Annotated in this window: 23 protein-coding genes; all 23 read right to left on the bottom strand. The window is 64.2% G+C overall.

All coding sequences use genetic code 11. The features are described from left to right. Positions 1-183: 183 nt before the first annotated feature. A complete protein-coding gene (locus tag AB1451_08530; GenBank protein MEW6682955.1) occupies positions 184-417 on the bottom strand; it encodes a DUF4926 domain-containing protein in 234 nt (77 codons plus the stop codon). Between the two features lie 65 nt (positions 418-482). Continuing rightward, positions 483-725, bottom strand: coding sequence for a type II toxin-antitoxin system HicA family toxin (locus AB1451_08525; protein ID MEW6682954.1), 243 nt, complete (start codon positions 723-725; stop codon positions 483-485). Then, positions 722-931, bottom strand: a complete 210-nt coding sequence (locus AB1451_08520; protein MEW6682953.1) for a 2-oxoisovalerate dehydrogenase — start codon at positions 929-931, stop codon at positions 722-724. The genes AB1451_08525 and AB1451_08520 overlap by 4 nt, the downstream gene beginning before the upstream one ends. Before the next feature lie 93 nt (positions 932-1024). Further along, positions 1025-2182 (bottom strand): serine hydrolase domain-containing protein, encoded by a 1158-nt coding sequence (locus AB1451_08515; protein ID MEW6682952.1) that lies wholly within the window; start codon positions 2180-2182, stop codon positions 1025-1027. Between the two features lie 129 nt (positions 2183-2311). Further along, positions 2312-3046 (bottom strand): hypothetical protein, encoded by a 735-nt coding sequence (locus AB1451_08510; GenBank protein MEW6682951.1) that lies wholly within the window; start codon positions 3044-3046, stop codon positions 2312-2314. Further along, a complete protein-coding gene (locus tag AB1451_08505) occupies positions 3030-3491 on the bottom strand; it encodes a GNAT family protein (protein MEW6682950.1) in 462 nt (153 codons plus the stop codon). The genes AB1451_08510 and AB1451_08505 overlap by 17 nt, the downstream gene beginning before the upstream one ends. A gap of 244 nt (positions 3492-3735) precedes the next feature. Further along, positions 3736-4092, bottom strand: coding sequence for a hypothetical protein (locus tag AB1451_08500; protein ID MEW6682949.1), 357 nt, complete (start codon positions 4090-4092; stop codon positions 3736-3738). After that, on the bottom strand, positions 4085-5872 hold the full coding sequence (gene aspS / locus AB1451_08495) for an aspartate--tRNA ligase (protein MEW6682948.1): 1788 nt from the start codon (positions 5870-5872) through the stop codon (positions 4085-4087). Before aspS ends, AB1451_08500 begins: the two co-directional genes overlap by 8 nt. Beyond that, on the bottom strand, positions 5869-6651 hold the full coding sequence (locus AB1451_08490) for a pseudouridine synthase (GenBank protein MEW6682947.1): 783 nt from the start codon (positions 6649-6651) through the stop codon (positions 5869-5871). The genes aspS and AB1451_08490 overlap by 4 nt, the downstream gene beginning before the upstream one ends. Positions 6652-6777: 126 nt before the next feature. Beyond that, complete coding sequence (gene iscX / locus AB1451_08485) at positions 6778-6984, bottom strand: Fe-S cluster assembly protein IscX (protein MEW6682946.1); 207 nt, start codon at positions 6982-6984, stop codon at positions 6778-6780. A gap of 50 nt (positions 6985-7034) precedes the next feature. Further along, positions 7035-7334 (bottom strand): 2Fe-2S iron-sulfur cluster-binding protein, encoded by a 300-nt coding sequence (locus AB1451_08480; protein ID MEW6682945.1) that lies wholly within the window; start codon positions 7332-7334, stop codon positions 7035-7037. Positions 7335-7374: 40 nt separating this feature from the next. After that, positions 7375-9210: a Fe-S protein assembly chaperone HscA gene (hscA, locus tag AB1451_08475; GenBank protein ID MEW6682944.1), complete on the bottom strand. Its 1836-nt coding sequence runs from the start codon at positions 9208-9210 to the stop codon at positions 7375-7377. After that, on the bottom strand, positions 9210-9818 hold the full coding sequence (locus AB1451_08470) for a hypothetical protein (GenBank protein MEW6682943.1): 609 nt from the start codon (positions 9816-9818) through the stop codon (positions 9210-9212). Before AB1451_08470 ends, hscA begins: the two co-directional genes overlap by 1 nt. Before the next feature lie 44 nt (positions 9819-9862). After that, complete coding sequence (locus tag AB1451_08465; protein ID MEW6682942.1) at positions 9863-10234, bottom strand: iron-sulfur cluster assembly accessory protein; 372 nt, start codon at positions 10232-10234, stop codon at positions 9863-9865. A gap of 73 nt (positions 10235-10307) precedes the next feature. Beyond that, complete coding sequence (gene iscU, locus AB1451_08460) at positions 10308-10718, bottom strand: Fe-S cluster assembly scaffold IscU (protein MEW6682941.1); 411 nt, start codon at positions 10716-10718, stop codon at positions 10308-10310. A 28-nt stretch (positions 10719-10746) separates the two neighbouring features. After that, the gene (locus tag AB1451_08455) at positions 10747-11967 is read right to left on the bottom strand and encodes an IscS subfamily cysteine desulfurase (GenBank protein ID MEW6682940.1); all 1221 of its coding nucleotides are present in this window, start codon (positions 11965-11967) and stop codon (positions 10747-10749) included. After that, on the bottom strand, positions 11936-12400 hold the full coding sequence (locus tag AB1451_08450; protein ID MEW6682939.1) for an Rrf2 family transcriptional regulator: 465 nt from the start codon (positions 12398-12400) through the stop codon (positions 11936-11938). The genes AB1451_08455 and AB1451_08450 overlap by 32 nt, the downstream gene beginning before the upstream one ends. 155 nt (positions 12401-12555) lie before the next feature. Next, positions 12556-13044 (bottom strand): 5-(carboxyamino)imidazole ribonucleotide mutase, encoded by a 489-nt coding sequence (gene purE / locus AB1451_08445; GenBank protein MEW6682938.1) that lies wholly within the window; start codon positions 13042-13044, stop codon positions 12556-12558. A 66-nt stretch (positions 13045-13110) separates the two neighbouring features. Beyond that, complete coding sequence (locus tag AB1451_08440; protein MEW6682937.1) at positions 13111-14058, bottom strand: lysylphosphatidylglycerol synthase transmembrane domain-containing protein; 948 nt, start codon at positions 14056-14058, stop codon at positions 13111-13113. Continuing rightward, positions 14055-15032: a glycosyltransferase family 2 protein gene (locus AB1451_08435; protein ID MEW6682936.1), complete on the bottom strand. Its 978-nt coding sequence runs from the start codon at positions 15030-15032 to the stop codon at positions 14055-14057. The genes AB1451_08440 and AB1451_08435 overlap by 4 nt, the downstream gene beginning before the upstream one ends. After that, complete coding sequence (locus AB1451_08430) at positions 15019-16731, bottom strand: glycosyltransferase family 39 protein (protein MEW6682935.1); 1713 nt, start codon at positions 16729-16731, stop codon at positions 15019-15021. Before AB1451_08430 ends, AB1451_08435 begins: the two co-directional genes overlap by 14 nt. After that, on the bottom strand, positions 16728-17288 hold the full coding sequence (locus AB1451_08425; GenBank protein ID MEW6682934.1) for a phosphatase PAP2 family protein: 561 nt from the start codon (positions 17286-17288) through the stop codon (positions 16728-16730). The genes AB1451_08430 and AB1451_08425 overlap by 4 nt, the downstream gene beginning before the upstream one ends. Before the next feature lie 258 nt (positions 17289-17546). Then, a complete protein-coding gene (purD, locus tag AB1451_08420) occupies positions 17547-18827 on the bottom strand; it encodes a phosphoribosylamine--glycine ligase (protein MEW6682933.1) in 1281 nt (426 codons plus the stop codon). Between the last annotated feature and the right edge of the window lie 29 nt (positions 18828-18856).

The following is an 18856-nucleotide window of genomic DNA, read 5'->3' as shown; positions in this document are numbered from 1 at the left end:
GCTGGATGCCCTTCCGTTGCCGGGCAGGGCTGGCTACCTGCTGGGTTCCGTTGAAAGGTTTCCACCCTCGCTCTACATGGCTTCCCCCTTTCCCAGGCTTCGCCTGGCGCACAAAGATTCGACCCCGGATACGACGACCCCGGATACGATGCGAACGAGCGAGGGGAATTCAGATCAGCACAGCTACACTGCGATTTCTCGCCGACGGGCGTGTGCGATATCCCGTGGTGTGACGGCGCGCACGTGGGAGGCACGGACCGTGGCCACTGCAACGGTATGGCCATCCAGGGCGACGAACTCTATCTCGAACGCCTCGCCCTCTCGGTGGACGTGCGCCACCGTGCCCACGTCACCGGCTTTGAGACCCTCTTCGGGGAGGTCGCTGGTTAGAACGATGCGGTCATGTTCCTTAATCATTGTCGTCCTCGCACGGGTAAGCCGTGATCAATCGGGGCCGAACGCCGTCCTTTTCCATTCCCGCCTCAGGAGAAGAGCTCCCTCACAACCGCTTCCTTTGTTTTCTGGAGATGCGCGGCAACGTCTGACAGGATCGCATTCAACGTCCCAACGCGAAGGGAGTCATGGGCGGGAATCGTAATGTGATGCTCGCCGCCCTGGACGGTGGTGAGGCGAATATGACTCCCGGTCTGCCGCGTGATGGAGTACCCGTAGCGGGCCAGAAGGCGACAGAGTTCACCGGCGCCGAGGTCGCGGGGCAGCTTCACACGGCGAGGACTTCGTCTTTCACGAGGTGCAGTCTGATGACCTTTGGGGCTCCGGCGCGATCACCGTAATGGCAGGCCACGGCGTCCAACACGTTGCGTTTTAAGCTCTCCCACTCGTCAGCCTCGGCAAAAATACTTTCTCCCAAGGCTCGAGCGGTATACCCCCCTTCCGCCGCTTCCTCGACCAAGAACACCAATTCACTCATCGATCCGCTCCCCCTTCCCACAATCCCCGACGCCCTAGCCTGCGCATCCATTGTAGATGACACGCGGTCGAAGAGGCAAATCTGCTTTGATTGCTACGATGCCGGCGGAATGATTGCGTACAGTGCGTTCCGCAGCGCGACTTCCCGCGGGTCGCCTGTAATCGCTGTCCCGACCTTGCTCGTGACGTAGGCGTAGCCGATGCCGGCCTTGGGATCGGCGAAGCCGAGGGAACCGCCGGTTCCGGGCGATCCGTACGAGCCCTCGTTGCCGAATGACCACACGGGGCAATGCTTCATAGAGCCCAGCGAAAACTGGACGCCGTCGCCCATCAAGCACTCATCGTAGAAGCCGCGCTTGGGCGGGATTGCGGGCGCGGACAAGGCCTCTAGGGTTTCCGGGCGCAACCGCAATTCGTGGCCGCCGGTTGCGAACACGCTGTAGGCGCGGGCCATGGCGCGCGCCGTGCCCACCCCCCCTCCTGCGGGCACTTCGAAGTTGCGCGCATAGATGCGCTGCTCGTCGTGGGGAAACATGGAGCCGGCGAGCGCTCGAATGATGTTCGCGCGAGGATTCATCACGGCCAGCGTCAGCCGGAGGGGGAATCCGAGCAGCATCTCGATCCGGCTGGGTCTCGCCAGGGTGGCCAGCCTGGAATTGGGGATCGACTCGGGCAAACGGATGTAGTAGTCGATGCCCAGGGGCGTGGCGATTTCGTCCTGGAAGAACTGACCCAGGCTGCGATGCCGCAGATCGATGCGGCGTAGCAACTCGGCTTCGTAGTAGCCGAGGCTGATCGCGTGATAGGCCTGCCGCGTGCCCGGTTCCCAGACCGGTTTCTGGCGGGCCAGCACGACCCCCAGACGATCGAGATCCGCGACCACGCTCCTGTCCGCCTGCTCATCGAACGCGAACAGGCCTGCCTGGTGAGCCAGGAGCTGCCTGACGGTGATTCGCTCTTTCCCCTGTCGGGAGAATTCGGGCCAGTAGGAGCAGACCCGTTTGTCGTAGTCGAGCCATCCGCGGGAATGTGCGATGGCCAGCGTCATCGCAGCCAGGCCCTTGGTTGCGGAGTAGACCAGGACCATGGTGTCTTCCTCCCACGGCTCGCCGGTCGCCTTGTTCCGCAGCCCGCCCCACAGATCCACAACCTTGTCGCCCCGGTAATATACGCAACAGGCGCCGCCCAGCTCGTGCCGCCGCGAGAAATTCTCGGCAAACGCGTCGCGCACGGGCTCGAAGCCCTTGCTCACGTGCCCCTCGATACGGACTGCGTTGCGATGGTTCATCGGCGCGGCTGATCGACTCCCGATCAGCGGACGACGGTCGACTGTCGGAACCGAAACACCCCGCGAGGCGGGCCCCGCCACGCGCGAGTCGCCTCAGTTGAAGGCGTACAGCCTCCCCACCTCCTCGATCCGTTCCTTCCACCCGCAATGTCGGTGCAAGTCATAGACCGCCGAAGGGGACGCATCGAATTGGTTCTGAATGGCTTTGGGGATGACTCTGGACGTCGTGGGTTTGATCGAGAGGCCGGAGCGCAGCACGGTGTAGGAGGCGGAGTCGAGGTCGCCGTCGGTCAGCACGACGCGACGACGGGTGGGATCGAATCGGAGCGTGCCCAGGATATAGCCGTACAGAATCATCAAGCACACGCGCACGCCCTCGGCGCCGGCCAGCACGGCCGGGGCTTCGTCCACGTCCGCGGCTTCCGGGTCCGAGGTGGTCTGTTCGGTGAGGCCGATCTGCGAGAGGTCGTCCGCCTCGTACACGCAGAGGTAGGCATCGTAGCGCGTGACCAGGCCGAGACCGATGCCCGTGCCCACGGGCTCCAGGCCGTAGCCTTTGGCAAACCGCTCGATCCCGAATTCCGCGGTGACGCTCGCGTGGCGCGAGGGATCCAGCGGCGTCGCGGCGTACGACCGGGCGAAGAAGTGGACGCGGTGCCCCGGTGGATTCCCCGCCGAGCCCAGGATCACGGGCACGTCGCCGCCAGGCTGCTCGGCGGTCCGCCACAGTCCGATGCTGCAGTAGGCCGCATGGCAGAGCACACCGGGACGGCCCACGTGCGCGGAGAGGACGTCTGTCAGCGGGCGCTGCTCAGCGATCGGGCGCATCAGTCCCTCCCCGCTCAACGGCGTACAGCCAAAAGTCTTCTTCCGGCGCCTTGGAGTGTACGCGGCCGCGCACCGTGCCCGCGCGCCGCATCCCGATCTTCTCCAACACCCGCGCCGACGCAGGATTGCTGACCTGGCAACGCGCCTCCACTCGGGTCAACCCCATGTCTTCGAATCCAAAGTCCACCACCGCCCGGCACGCTTCGGTCATATACCCCTGCCCCCACATGGCTTGTACAATGCCGAAGCCAATCTCCGCAACCCCCTTCTCCCGCTCCCAGCGAATGAAGCCGATCAGACCGATGACCTGCTCAGTATCCTTGGGGACAACTCGCCACTGATTGGGAAGGCCAGGGCGCATGGCGAAATTCCTGCCTGAAGTGGGACTCTCGCCCTCGCCGGTGGGCTGCAGGATGAGCCGAGCGGTCTCAATCCGCTTCGGCATCCAAGACATGCTTATGAGCCTGTCCGGGAACCTGCACGCGCCAGAGGCGCGAGTGTTAATAGGCCCGACGGGACCTTGCAGGTGGCGAAGCAATGGTCATCTGCAGCGTTGCTGCTGCGTATCCGATCCTGACGGTTTCGTAGGGACGTATTGCAATACGCCCCTACAGGTCCGGTGCTCGCAGCGCCTTGCATCTGACGCATTCCTGAACAGGCTCCGCCTTCGCGGTTTCTCAGACAGGCTGTTACAAACGACGAAACAAGGCCACCAGGTCACTCACGACTTTGGCGCGCTCCTGGATCTTGTCGCCCAAGGCCCTCGCCTCGGCCAGGGCCTTCTTCTCGCCGCCGGCCGCTTCCAGGCGCAGGCGTTCGATCTGCGCGTCGATCTCGGCAAAATTCTGTTTCACAACCGGGTTGGTCTCAAGTGCGGGAGCGAGGGAGGCGCGGATCTGGTCGATCTGGCCGTGGAGGACCTCCGCGGGCAACTGCGCGGCCGAGGCCGGATCATAGATCGCGCGCAGCGCCTGGCCGATGAACGCGTAGTACTTGCCCACGTCGGCCGCGGTCTTCAGGAGCAGGGCTTTTCCGTCGTCAGCCATGTGTCTTCTCCGGGTTCTGTTTCGGGGGCAGGACCACGCGGATCGACAGTTCGCGGAGCTGCTTCTCATCCACCGGGCTCGGCGCATTGGTCATTTGGCAGATCGCCTTTTGCGTCTTCGGAAACGCGATCACGTCCCGGATCGACTCCGCACCGACCAACAACATCGCGAGGCGGTCCAACCCGAACGCGATGCCGCCGTGCGGCGGCGCGCCGTACTGCAGCGCCTCCAATAAGAAACCAAACTTCGCTTCGGCCTCTTCCTTCCCGATGCCGAGCCGCGAGAACATGCGGGACTGAACCTCCTGGCGGTGGATCCGGATGCTGCCCCCGCCGATCTCCTCGCCGTTGAGCACCATATCGTACGCCTTGGCGCGAACCTTGCCCGGATCGCTGTCCACCTTTTCCAAATCTTCGTCCATGGGTGAGGTGAACGGATGATGCATCGCCACCCAGCGCTTCTCCTCCGCATCGTACTCCAACAGCGGGAAGTCGAGCACCCAGAGCACGGTGAACTTCGCGTGGTCGATCAGATTGAGGCGCTTGCCCAGCGCGAGACGCAGAGCGCCCAACACTGCGTTGGCCGTGGCGGGCGCATCCGCGACGAACAGCAGGAGATCGCCCGGCATACCGTTCAGGCTGCGGACCACGGCTTTGAGCGTCGCATCGTCGAAGAACTTGGCAATGGGCGATTCGGCGCCGGCATCGGTCACCTTCAACCAGGCCAGCCCCTTGGCGCCGAGCGCTTTGGCTTCGTTGGTGATGTCATCCAGTTCCTTGCGCGACCAGTGCGCCTGACCCTGGGCATTGATCCCTTTGACGATGCCGCCCTTGTCCAAGGTCTGGCGAAACACCTGAAACGACGTGCTCCGCACGAGGTCCGACACGTCGCGAAGCTCCATCCCGAATCGGGTATCCGGCTTGTCCACGCCGAAGCGCGCCATGGCCTCGGCGTACGACAGGCGCGGGAACGGCCGCGGCAAGTTGACGCCTTTGATCTCCTTGAACAACGCCGCGACCATCTCTTCCATCAGCGTGAGGATGTCCTCGCGGTCGACGAACGACATTTCCAGATCGATCTGCGTGAACTCGGGCTGACGGTCGGCGCGAAGATCCTCGTCGCGAAAACATTTGACGATCTGGTAGTAGCGGTCGAAGCCCGCCACCATCAACAATTGCTTGAAGAGTTGCGGCGACTGCGGCAACGCGAAAAACTGCCCGGGGTTGACCCGGCTCGGGACCAGATAGTCGCGCGCGCCTTCCGGCGTGCTCTTGGTCAAGACAGGCGTTTCAATGTCCAGAAAACCCTTGGCGTTCAAAAACTCCCGAACCAGCGTGGTCACGCGGTGCCGCAGCAGGAAATGCTGCTGAATCTCCGGACGCCGCAGATCGAGGTAGCGGTGTTTGAGGCGGACCGTCTCCGCCACCTCACCCACCTCGTCGATCTGGAATGGCGGGGTCTTGGCGGGATTCAGAACCGTCAGCCGTTTGACCGAGACCTCGACCTGGCCGGTGGGTAAATTGGCGTTCTCCGTCCCGGTGGGGCGCGCGGTCACGCGACCCGCGACTTCCAGCACGTACTCGCTCCGCACCTCGTGGGCGACCGTGGTCCCGCCCTCGGTCTCGGGCGTGACCACGATCTGGACCAGTCCCGTGCGATCGCGCAAGTCGATGAAGGCCAAGCCGCCGTGGTCGCGACGCCGGTGCACCCAGCCCGTCAGCGTCACGTCTTGGCCGACGTGTTCGGCCCTTAAGACACCGCAGTAATGGGTTCGGTTCATCGCGCCGCCGTCGCGAGCCGCTTGGCGGGTTTGCTCACCCGAGTAGGCGAGCCGCCGAATGCCACGGCCTTTAACCGATTGATCTCGACGGGCGTCAGCAGCCGAACCTCACCGCGCGGCAACGTCCCCAGTGGAATCCCGGCATAAGATACTCGAATCAACTTTAATACCGAATGGCTAAGTCTTTGTAACATAATTCGAATTTGTCTTTTCTTGCCCTCGTGAAGCGTGATTTCCAGCCACTCGTTCTGCTCGGCCTCGCGCATCCGCCGCACACGGCACGGGGCGGAGCGACCCGGGCCGATGTAGATCCCGCCGGCCTCGAGTTTGGCCACCTCCTCATCCGTGGCCTTGCCCTTGATCTTGACCGCGTAAACCTTCGGGACCTCCCGGCTGGGATGCATGAGCGCGTTCGCCAACTCGCCGTCGTTGGTCAGGAGCAGGAGCCCCTCGGTGTCGAAGTCCAACCGCCCGATCGGAAACACGCGGCCCCTGATGCCGCGGATCAGATCAACGATCGTGGGCCGACCCTGGGGATCGTGCAGCGTGGTCACGTACCCCTTGGGCTTGTGCAGCATCGCGTAGACCGACGGGGTGCCGAACTGCAGCAGCTTGCCTCGGACTTTGATGTGATCCTCGGCCGGGTCCGCCTTGCTGCCCAATTCCGTGACCACCCGGCCGTTGACCGTGACCTGCCCGTCGAGAATGAGTTGCTCCGCGGCGCGGCGAGAGGCAATCCCGGCGCGTGCGATCAGTTTCTGAAGGCGTTCAGTCGGCATGGGAACGGGTCGACGTCAGGCGCCGAAGCGCGGGGGCGTGGCGAAGACGTGCGCGGATTGTGTCACAGGCCTGCGGGAAGTGTCAACGAGGCTTGCGAGCCTGAAGCGTGACGCAGAGCCGTTCTCTCAGCCGTGCTTGTACTCCTCGTGCCACGCCATCTGAACCGCCTCCAGAATGCCTTCGTTGGACTTGGCGGGATCGTCGGCAAAATCCGGCAGCGCGACGACCCATTTGTGGAGGTCGGTGAACCGCACGGTCAGCGGATCGAGGCCGGGAAATTTCTCCGCGAGTTGAATCGCAATGTCTTCCGCGTCGTTCCACGTCAGTTTCATATGTTCCTCCCGGTCGGGCGCAGGATCAATCGCTCCTCTGGATTACAGGACTATGAAGGAATCAGGACCACCACCGGCCCCGAGATCTTGGCCTGGCATCCCAGCCGCGACCGCATGGTCAAACCGTCCGCGTCGTCGAGCTGGTCCTCCTCTTCCTCTGATAGCTCGGAGAGGTGCTCCATCCCCTCCTGCACGATGACGTGGCAGGTGGAGCAGGCGCAGTTGCCTCCGCAATTGTGCTCAAGGTCGATCGAATGGGTCAGCGCCGCGTCGAGGATGGAGGTGCCGTCTTCGACCTCCACCGTGATATTCGCCGGCAGAAACGTCACGCGGTGCCTGGGCTTGGCCAAACGCGGCTCGGCTCGTTCGAGTGATTGCGGGCTGTTCACATCAGGACTTGGGGAGGAATTCCGCCACGTTCCGCTCGCGGAGCGCCTCCTGGAGGGCCGAATCCATCAACACCTCGGCTAGATGGCGGGTCGCCTGATCGAGCTGATTCTTCTTTTGCTTGATGTCCTGCCGGTCGGTACCGTCCATCGCGGCTTTCAACTCGCCGAGCAACGTCTCGATACGCGCGACCTCGTCCGCTGCAACGAGCGTGCGCCCTCGCTTAAGCGCCCGCTCCGTGGCGTGGACGATTTCGTTCGCTTCATTTCTGGCTTCGATCAGGGCTCGCTGCTCCAAATCGCTCTTGGCGTGTCGGAACGAGTCCGCCAGCATTTGCTCGATCTGTGCTTCGGTCAGCCCGTAGGAGGGCTTCACCTCGACGGCCGCCGACCGGCCGCTTCGCTGCTCGGTCGCGCTGACCTGGAGAATCCCGTTGGCGTCGATCAGGAACGTCACCTCGACCCGCGGGAGTCCGGCGGGCATGGGATCGATGCCGCGAAGGTCGAAGCGCGCAAGACTCCGGTTGTCCTTGACCAACTCGCGCTCACCCTGCAGGACGTGGATCGCCACCGCGCGCTGACCCTCGACCGAGGTAGTAAACGTCTCCTTGGCGCTCGTGGGAATGGTGGTATTGCGCGGGATCACCACGCTCATAATGCCGCCCATGGTCTCGATGCCGAGCGACAGGGGCGTGACGTCCAGCAAGAGCATGTCGCGGATACCGCCGGCCAGAATGTCGGCCTGCACCGCGGCGCCGAGCGCCACGACCTCGTCCGGATTCAACTCGGAGTGGGGGACCTTATTGAAAAAATCCTGTACGCGTCGGCGCACGAGCGGGACGCGGGTCGACCCTCCGACCAAGACCACCTCGTCGATTTGACTCGGCGCCAGCTTGGCGTCGGCCAGTGCGTTGCGGCAGGGACCGAGCGTGGATTCGACGAGATCGCCCACCGCCGCCTCGAATGCCTCCCGGGTGATTTCCAGGCTGTAACAGATTCCGCCGGGCAGCGGCATCTCCACCACGGTTCGATCCAGTTCGGACAACCGGCACTTGGCGGCTTCGGCGGCGACGCGAACCTCCTGGATCAAATCGGGGGAGCCGGTGATTTCGATCCCGTGACGGCGCTTGATGTCGTCGGCCAAGATCCCCGCGAGCCGCTGGTCGAAATCATCGCCGCCGAGGTGGGTATTCCCGTTCGTGGCCAGCACCTCGAAGATCCCCTCTTTGAGCTTGAGGATCGAGACGTCGAAGGTCCCCCCGCCCAGGTCGTACACCGCGATCAAGCCCTGCTTGCGCTGCTGCAGTCCGTAGGCGAGCGACGCCGCGGTCGGTTCGTTGACGATCCGAAGCACGTCCAAGCCCGCGAGCCGGCCCGCGTCCTTCGTGGCCTGGCGTTGGGTATCGTTGAAATAGGCCGGCACCGTGATCACCGCTTGCGTCACGGGCTCGCCGAGAAACGCGTCGGCGCGAGCCTTGAGATCTTTCAGGATGAACGCCGAAATCTCGGGTGGTGTCCACGCGCGCCCGCCCGCGAGGACGTGCACCACGTCTTTGTGCTCCGACGAAATGCGATACGGGAACGACGCGGTTTCATCGCGCACGTCGTTCCACCCTTTGCCCATGAACCGTTTGATCGAATAAATCGTCTCCTGCGGCCGCGTGAGAAGTCGCCGCTTCGCCGCCACGCCGACCTCCACCCGCCCGTCGCCATAGATCGACACCACCGACGGCACCAGACGCGCGTCCGACCCGTCCGCGATAATGCGGGGCCGGCCGTGGTCCATGTACGCCACCAGGCTGTTGGTGGTTCCGAGGTCGATCCCGACGATCCGTGCCATTACGCTCCTACGGCTTGAGCCGACTCGATATCGCGCAACAAATTGACCAGATACACCCGCTGCGCCAGAAGGTCTTGCAGCGCGCTCACCACCCGCCGCCTGTCGTCGGCTCCCGCCCCGTTGGACGACGCGACGTTGTCCCACTCCGCGGCGCGAGCCCGAAGGTCCGCTTCCAGTCGCTCCAACCGCTGGCGAAAGCGGTCGGCCTCCTGGTTTACGCGAGCCGCGAGCGGATGGCCTGCGGCGATGCGCCCCGCGGCCCTGCGCTCCTCCAGCAATTCCTGCGTGTCCATCACGTCCGCCAACAACTCGGGCGGAGCTTTGGGCTTGAGTGCTTCCCCGCCTTCCAGCTCGATCAGGTAGGCCACGCGCTCGTGAAAATCCCGCAGCGTGCGGTATGCCCTGTTCACGAGCGCCGACTCTGCTAGCAGTCGCTCGCGTTCTTCGATCGGCTTGTGATGATGGAAATCGGGATGAACTTCGCGACTTAGGCGGTGATACGTGGCTTCAAGCGCCTGCAGATCCACATCGAGGCGGCGCCGTAACCCCATCACCGTGAAAAAGTCCGGATGCGCACCGGGCGCCTTCGTGACCGCCGACTCCGTCATGCTCCCCCTCCGTCGGTCCGATCAAGCGCACCGCGCGCCCATGGTCACGCGGAGAACGATTCGCCGCAGCCGCACGTTCCCGTCGCATTGGGATTGATGAACTTGAACCCGCCGCCCATCAACGCGTTGACGTAATCCAGCGTGGTGCCCTTCAGGAACAAGGCGCTCTTCGCGTCCACCACGAACTTCACCCCTTCGACCGGAATGACCTCGTCGAACTCCGAGACCTTGGTGTCGAAGTTCATACGGTACGTGAAGCCCGAACACCCGCCTCCCTGGACCGCGACGCGCACCACCATGTCGGGCGTGCCCTGGAGCTCGATCAATCGTTTGGCTTCCGTAGCCGCCGCGGGGGTGACTTTGAGCGACGTTCCTTCGGCTTTGGGTTCATCAACCATATCCAGTGAAAATTCCATGAGTCTCCTTCCTTCTATGAGAGTGGACAGGTTCCGCCCTTCTATGAGAGTGGACAGGTTCCGCGCAGCCGCGTTACGAGGCCGAAGTAGGCTGAGCCGCCTGGCTCTCTTGTTTCTTCTTCACGTCCGCCAAGGCCGCCTTGATCGCGTCTTCGGCCAGTACCGAGCAGTGGATCTTCACCGGAGGCAGCGCCAGCTCCTGCACGATGTCGGTGTTCTTGATCTGCGCCGCTTCGTCGATCGTTTTGCCCTTGAGCCATTCCGTCGCCAGACTGGAGCTGGCGATGGCGCTGCCGCACCCGAACGTCTTGAACTTGGCGTCTTGGATCACGCCCTGTTCGTTGAGTTTGATCTGCAGCTTCATGACGTCGCCGCACTCCGGCGCGCCCACGACCCCGGTGCCCACGTTGGGATCGTTCTTATCCAAGCTCCCCACGTTGCGCGGGTTGTTGTAGTGATCAACGACCTTATCGCTGTAAGCCATGACTATCCCCTCCGAACGCCGCTACGTGTTAATGGGCCGACCAGTTGACCGCCTTCAGATCAACCCCCTCTTTCGCCATCTCGTACAGCGGGGACATCTCGCGCAGCTTGGTCACCGCCTGGATGACGCGTTCGATCACGAAATCGATCTCCTCATCGGTGTTGAACCGCCCCAACCCGAACCGAATCGACGAGTGCGCCAGGTCAGAGCCCACGCCCAACGACCGCAACACGTACGAGGGTTCCAACGTCGCCGACGTACAGGCGGAACCGGACGACAGCGCGATGTCCTTCAGCCCCATCAGCATGGCCTCGCCCTCGACGTAGGCAAAACTGATGTTCAGGTTGTGCGGCAACCGCTGCGTGGGATGGCCGTTGAGATAGACCTCGTCCAACCCTTTCAGGATCCCGGCGTGCAGGCGGTCGCGCATCGCGGTCAGCCGCGCGGATTCCTCGGGCATCACCTCGCCGGCGATTCGGCAGGCCTCGCCGAACCCGACGATCAACGGCACCGGCAGCGTGCCCGACCGCATGCCGCGTTCGTGTCCGCCGCCGTCCATCTGAGCGGCCAGCCGGACCCGCGGGTTGCGCCGACGTACGTAGAGCGCGCCCACGCCCTTGGGGCCGTAGAGTTTGTGCGCGGAGAAGGACATCAGGTCGATTCCCATCGCCTGCACGTCCACCGGAATCTTGCCGACTCCCTGCGTGGCGTCGCAATGAAATACCACCCCGCGCTCCTTGGCGATCTTGCCGATCTCGGCGACCGGGTTGATCGTCCCGATCTCGTTGTTCGCCATCATGACCGAAATCAGGATCGTGCGATCGGTGATCGCGTTCCTCACGTCGTCCGGATTCACGATGCCGTTCGACGGCACCGAGAGGTACGTGACCTTGAACCCCTCCTTCTCCAGGCGTTTGGCGGTGTCCAGCACGGCGCGGTGTTCGGTGACCACCGTGATGACATGGTCACCCTTTTCGCGGTACATGCCAGCCACGCCCTTGAGCGCCAGGTTGTCCGATTCGGTCGCTCCGCTCGTGAAGACGATCTCCTTGGGGTCCGCGTGGATCAGGTCGGCGATGTGAGCGCGCGCGGCTTCCACCCCGGCTTCGGCTTCCCAACCAAACGCGTGGTTGCGGCTCGCCGCGTTGCCGAATTTCTCGGTGAAATACGGCAGCATTGCCTGGAGGACGCGCGGATCAACCGGCGTCGTGGCGTGGTTATCGAGATAAATGGGCAATTTCAAGGCCATGCGAACTCTCCTCTTGCCGACTGATTTGCGACATCTCGGCCAATGTCATTCCTTGCAGCAGTTTGCGGACGCCGTCTTGAATCTTGTGCAAGGGCGACCGAAGATTGCACCACGACCACTGGTCACAGACGCTCTCCCCTTTCCCGGAAAACGAACACGTCGTGAGCATGATCGGACCCTCGATCGCCTCGATGATTTCGGACACCGTGATGTCGGTAGCGGATCGCGCCAGCGCGTACCCGCCCTTTGGACCGTTCTGCGACACGATGAGCCCCTTTTTAGCCAGCCGCTGGAGGACCTTGGCCAGCAGCTCGACCGGAATGTGATACTCATCGGCAATCCGCTTGGTGTTCACGGCCGAATGGTCGTGGCTCAGCGCGATGTGATTCATGGCCAGCAAACCGTAGTCGATTCGCTTCGAGAGCTTTAACACGCCGCGTCCCCTTTATTGAATACGACTGGTTTCATCCCCGACCTATTCAATCTGCGACTAAATTAGTCGGCGTTAATATAGCGTGGATCAACAGCCCAAGTCAAGAAGAATCTGGGTGAACAGCGGAAACCGATACAGGCGGGAGTGGACTACGTCTACGACTGGTTGGACGCCCTGCTCGACAACAGATCTTTCGCTTTCTTTTCAACGTATTTTGCCATCTTGGAGCGGTACTCCACGAGGCGTTTGGACAGCCGCTCATCCTGCAGAGCCAGGATGCGGGCCGCCAGGATCCCCGCATTCTTGGCCCCGGCTTTACCGATCGCCACGGTCGCCACGGGTACACCACCCGGCATCTGGACAGTGGAGAGCAGCGCGTCCAGACCATGCAGCGCCGACGAGTCCAGCGGCACGCCAATCACGGGAAGCACGGTCTCTGACGCGACCACACCGGCCAGATGAGCCGCTCCTCCGGCTCCTGCGATGATCACCCGCACGCCTTCGGCCTCGACGCCGTGGATCCACGACCGCAGCAGATCCGGCGACCGGTGGGCCGAGGCCACCGTCACGGTGAACGGAACCCCCAGTTCGCGGAGCGCCTTCCCGGCTTCTTCCATAGTCGGAAGATCCGAGTCGCTGCCCATCACGATCCCCACCAACGGCCGCTCGGTCGAGGTCACCCGCCCTCCTTCTTGAGAAGCCCTAAGCTATCATCGCGCTGTTTCAGGGTCAAGCCGGAGCGCGTTGCCGGCCTCGACCGGCTTCGGCGGCGCCGGAGTGGCCAGCCACACGAGCCCGCCGACCAGACTCGACGCAATGACCACGCCGAGCCACAGCAGCGCGAGCGACAGGGCCTGGGCTTCCGGCACCCCCACTTGGGCGAGAAAAAATACGAAGGCGCCCTCGCGCACCCCCAGCCCGTTGAGGCTGACCGGGATCATCGTGGCCACCGCGATCAGGGGAATCAAAATGAAGTAGAAGGCGACCGGCACGTCGAGTTGCAATGCCATCCCGTTGAAGATGCTGACGACGATGACGAGGATCTGCAGCAAAAACGACAGCCCGGTGACCACCGCCAGCAAACCCGGTCGCTTGAAGAACTCGACCACCAACGGGACGGACGTTCGTATCGCTTTGAACGGACCGCGCGCGGTAACCCCCACCGCGGCGAGCGCGATCACCCCCAACACGCTGCCTCCCAGCGCCCACGCCATCCAAGCCGGCAGATGAACGCGGCCGAAGGTCAGGGTCGCGACCGCCGCGATCACGCACATCGTCCCGAAGCCCACGCCCCGATCCGCCAGCACGGAGAGGATCGCCCGCCGCCAATCCGCCGCGGATCTGGCCACGTAGTAGCACCGGTACACGTCTCCCCCTACGCCCGTGGGCAAAAACAGATTGAAGAACATGCCGACGTAGTAATACCGGACGAACTGAGCCCAGGTGCCCCCAAGATCCAAAACGCGCGCCAGCAACAACCAGCGCCACGCGCACAGCCCCTGTAAGGCCAGATAGAGGAACAATGCCGCGACGACCCACCCCCAGGATGCGCCCGCTACGAGGTCGGCGACGGACGCCACGTCGATCCGAGAAAAGAGATACGCCAATAAGCCCACCGTGACGCTGAGCTTGAGCGCAAGCAGCCACACCTTCTTCATCCGCGAGTCCTCTCTTCACCGTCGAGGATTTCGCGAACCGTGTAGATGGGCTTGCCCTGGGACTCATGGTAGGTCCGGATCTGAAGCTCGGCGAGGATTCCCAGGCTCGCGATCTGCAATCCCGCGAGCATCAACACCGCCCCCAAGAGCAGGAGCGGCCGGTTGGCGAGTTGAGCGCCGAACGCGAGCTTCTGGAACGCCAAGTAGGCGTCGATCCCGAAACCCACCACCAGCATAATGACCCCCGCCCACCCGAAGGCGTGCATGGGGCGTTGCGCGTAGCTCTTGAGAAAACTGACGATGATGAGGTCCATGATGACGCGGAAGGTCCGCGCCAAGGTGTACTTGCTGGTTCCGTGGGCCCGTTCGTGGTGACGCACCGGCTGTTCGGCGATTTTTGCGCCGTAGATGGTCGCCAGCGCCGGAATGAAGCGGTGGAGGTCGCCGTACAGCGGAATATTCTGGATCACGTCCGCCCGGTACACCTTGAGCGAACACCCGTAGTCGTGCAGCCGCACGCCCGTGACGCGGCCGATCAGCCAGTTGGCGAAGCGCGACGGCAACACCCGACTCCAGTGATCTTTTCGATCGCGCCGCCATCCGCTCACCACGTCGTATCCTTCGTCGAGCCGTTTGAGGAGCAGCGGGATGTCGTCGGGATCGTTCTGCAGGTCCCCGTCCAATACCACGATCACCGCCCCGAGCGCATGATCGAACCCCGCGGCCATGGCCGCGGTTTGGCCGAAGTTTCGCCGCAGCCGGATCACCCGTAAACGCGGGTGGACTTCGCAGAGGCGCCGAAAGATCTTCTCACTGTCGTCCGTACTCCCGTCGTCCACGAACAGGACTTCCGCGTCCAGCTCAAACCGCTTGAGGGTGCCGAAGACCCGATCCGCAAGCGCGTCGAGGTTGTCCGCCTCGTTGTAGAGGGGAATGACGACTGACAGCGCGGGCGACTTGTTACCGGAGCGCATTGGTTGGGGCCTCATTCACCGCGGTCGGAGTCGCCTCGGACCCGGAACGGTTCGACGCCAACACGTAGCCGCCGCGAGTCTCGATCGCGTAAACCTCGGCCACGCCCTTGAGCCGCTCGACCCACGCGGACTTGGTGATCACCATCCATTTGCGGTCTTGCACCATCAACGCGGCCAGCTCCTCCGGCCGGCTCTCCCCCACCACGGTCACCACCCGTTTCGCGTAAAACACGACGCTGGGTTTGTTCAATCCGTACAGCGCGATCCCGCCGTCCGGCCCCGCCTCCAGGCCCGCGCGAACCGCCATATCGCGCAACGGCACCTGGATCACCGACGCGGCAACGGGCGCCACCGCCGTCAGCAGGACCCCCACCGTCAACACGGTGGTTGCGGCGATCGCGCCGATGGTGGCCGCGGGGCGTCGCTGTCGCGCCAGCCAGGCGATCGCCGCCGCACCGACCAGGACCGTGGTTCCCAGCGCCGCAGGCCCCCAGCCAACGTCGATGGGCTGGTGCAGGTACGCGGCCTTGGGAAAACGCTCGCGCGCCCATTCCAGCCACCACGGCAGCCCTCCGAACGCAATGGCCACGAGCAGGGCGATGCCCACCAGGACGATGATCCCACCGCCCACCCAGCGATCCGCGCCCGGAGCCCGCGCGGCGAATCGCTCGGCCCACATCCCCACCAGCAACGCCAGCGGAGGATACAGCGAGGCCACGTAGTTGGGCAACTTGGTGCCGGCCGCGGAGAAGAAGATAAACACCACGCCGGCCCAGACCAACAGGAAAAGCGCGAGCGCCTCGCGGTCGGTCGGACGGCGCAGCCCCCACCACCCGGAGGGCCATGCCCAGCGAAAGGCGGGCAACGCAAATACCGTCCAGGGAAAGAGGCCTACCGCCACCACCGGCAGATAATAATACACCGGTCCCGCGTGGCCGGAGATCACGCCCGTGAACCGTCGCACGTTGTGTTTCAACAGAAACCCCTCGACGAACGCCCACCCTCGCGCCTGCAATTCCAACGCGTACCACGGAGCAGCCACCAGCAAGAACACCAGCAGCATTCGTCCCCAAGGCAGATTGGTCAGCGCCTCCCGCATTCCGCCCCGGAGCACGAGAAACCCCGTGAGAATCAGGCCCGGCAACACGATCCCAATCGGGCCTTTGGTCAACACCGCCAGGGCCAGCGCCGCCGATCCAACGAGCGCCGCGTCCACGCGCGCCCTCGGGTCGCTGGCCTGCACCGCGGCAAACCACGCGAGCAGGCCGGCGGTGATAAAAAAAATCAGGACCATGTCCGTGATCGCGGAGTGCGCGAGCACCACCACTTCCAGCGACGTGGCCGCAACCAGTCCCGACAGCAGGCCCACTCGCGGGCCCATCCGCCGCCACGCGAATACCAAGAGCAGGGCGACGAGGCCGACGCCGAACGCGGCCGACCAGAACCGCGCACCGAACTCGCCGACTCCGAACAGGGCGAACGAGGACGCCATCAGCCAGTAGAACAGGATGGGCTTGTCGAAGCGGTCGACTCCGTTGTATTGCGGCGTAATCCAGTCGCCGGTGGCCAGCATCTCGCGCGTGGCTTCGGCGAACACCGCCTCGTCCACGTCGAACAGCGGGACGCTGCCCAATCCCCAGAAAAACAAGGCCGCGCATCCGATCAACAGCGCGGCCGCGCCTGCTCGCTCGGCGGTCACGCTCGTCCCGGCCCTTCACGCACGGGCCACCGCCGGTCCGCCACCGCCAAAGCGATTCGCCCGGTCGCCCAGCCCAGGAGCCCGCCCGCCACCACGTCCGAGACAAAATGCGCGTCGACCGCGACCCGGGAGAAGGCAATCACCCCGGCCACGACATAGAACCACCACCGCCCTGAAGGCGCCGCCACGGCCAAAATCGCGGCCAACGTGAACGCCGACGTGGCGTGCCCCGACGGGAACGAGTTGTACGCCGCGTCCAGCGACGGCCACCAGGAGTCGAGCGCTCCCGCCGCCGCGCTGGGCCGCGGTCTGGCCGTGAGGATCTTGATCACGCGCGAAAACAGGCCCGAGGCGATCATCGCCGGAACCGCCACCAGTCCGGCTCGGACCAAATCGGACCGACCCACGCGGTGTGCGATCAGTGCCATGGCGAGCGCCCCCACGCCCAGCAGCCAGCCCTCCCCGAACGTAGTCACCCATTCCATGACGGCCCGGACCGTCGGCGTGCGCCAGGGCGCGATCGCCTCGCGGAACAACGGATCGAGCCGAAACAACACCCAGAACGCAGCAACGCCACCGACCGCCCCTACGATCAACAGGGAGAGAGTTGGCAGACGAAAGAGCCCCCCAGAGCGAAGAGCGAGGAGCGACCTGTCAGACTGTTGAGTCACCTCTTCTAAAGCCTGGTCAGGAAGGCGTCAGCTGCAAGGCGGAGCGAGCACCGGACCTGTAGGGGCGTATTGCAATACGCCCCTACGAAACCGTGAGGACCGGAAGCGCAGCGACAACGCAGCAGATGACCCTTCATGGCCGGGCTACGCCGACGACGGCGTCACCGCCCGCGCTGCAATGTCCGAGCGATACGCCGCCCCTCCGAACGCAATCGTTCGAACGCGGGCATACGCCCGCTCGCGCGCCGCAGCCAGCGTCGTGTCCACGCCCGTCACGCCCAACACGCGGCCTCCGGCGGTCACGAGACGACCGCCCTCACGCGCCGTGCCCGCGTGGAAGACGATGGACGTTCTGTCATCGAGACTCTGGTCGAGGCCCGAGATGACGTCGCCCCGTTGGTAGTCGCCCGGGTATCCCTTGGCGGTCACCACCACGCAGACCGCGGTACGGTTGCTCCAGCGCACGGGAAGCCGGTCCAACCGCCCGTCCACGATGGCCTCGCCCACCTCGACCAGATCGCTCTCCAACAGGGGCAGCACCACCTGTGTTTCGGGATCTCCGAACCGGCAATTGAACTCGAGCACCTTGGGGCCATCCCGCGTCAGCATCAGTCCCGCGTACAGGATCCCGCGGTAGGGCCGTCCCTCCGCCGCCATCCCCGCCAGCGCAGGCTCAAACACCCGCGCCCGCACCGCCGCCAACACGTCGGCCGTGACGAAGGGGGTGGGAGCGTATGCGCCCATGCCGCCGGTGTTCGGTCCACGATCGCCGTCCTCCGCCCGTTTGTGATCCTGCGCCGCGGGCATCATGACGAACGATCGGCCGTCGCAGAACGCCATACACGTGGCCTCCATCCCTTCAAGGCATTCTTCGATCAACACCGTGTCACCGGCGGTCCCGAACACCCGCTGGCCCATCATCGCGCGCACCGCGCCGCGCGCCTCCTCGCGATCGGCCGTCACCACCACGCCTTTCCCGGCGGCGAGTCCGTCGGCTTTGATCACCACCGGCAGCGGATGCAGATCCAGAACGGCCAGGGCCTCGTCCAACGATCGGACCACCGCCGCCTTAGCGGTGGGGATGCCGTGTCGCTGCAAAAACGCTTTGGAGAATGCTTTGCTGGTCTCGAGTTGCGCGGCTTCTCGGCTCGGGCCCACGATCCGCCGCCCTGCGGCGACGAATCGATCCACCACCCCCGCCGCCAACGCCGCCTCCGGTCCCACGATGGTCAAGTCGATGCCTTCGCGCTCCACCACAGCGAGAAGACCGTCGACGTCGTCCACCGCGATCGGCAGGCAAGTCGCCTGCGCCGCGATGCCGCCGTTACCCGGCGCGCAAAAGACTCTGCGGACGCGCGGACTCTGCGCGAGCTTCCAAACCAACGCGTGCTCGCGCCCCCCCCCACCGATGACGAGAATCTTCATGATAGGACCGATGGGACCAATGGGACGGA

Source organism: Nitrospirota bacterium (assembly GCA_040757335.1).
In the GTDB taxonomy this organism is placed as follows: domain Bacteria; phylum Nitrospirota; class Nitrospiria; order 2-01-FULL-66-17; family 2-01-FULL-66-17; genus JBFLXB01.
The sequence above is the reverse complement of the archived record's forward strand: the minus strand, read 5'-3'. Positions and strand labels throughout refer to the sequence as shown.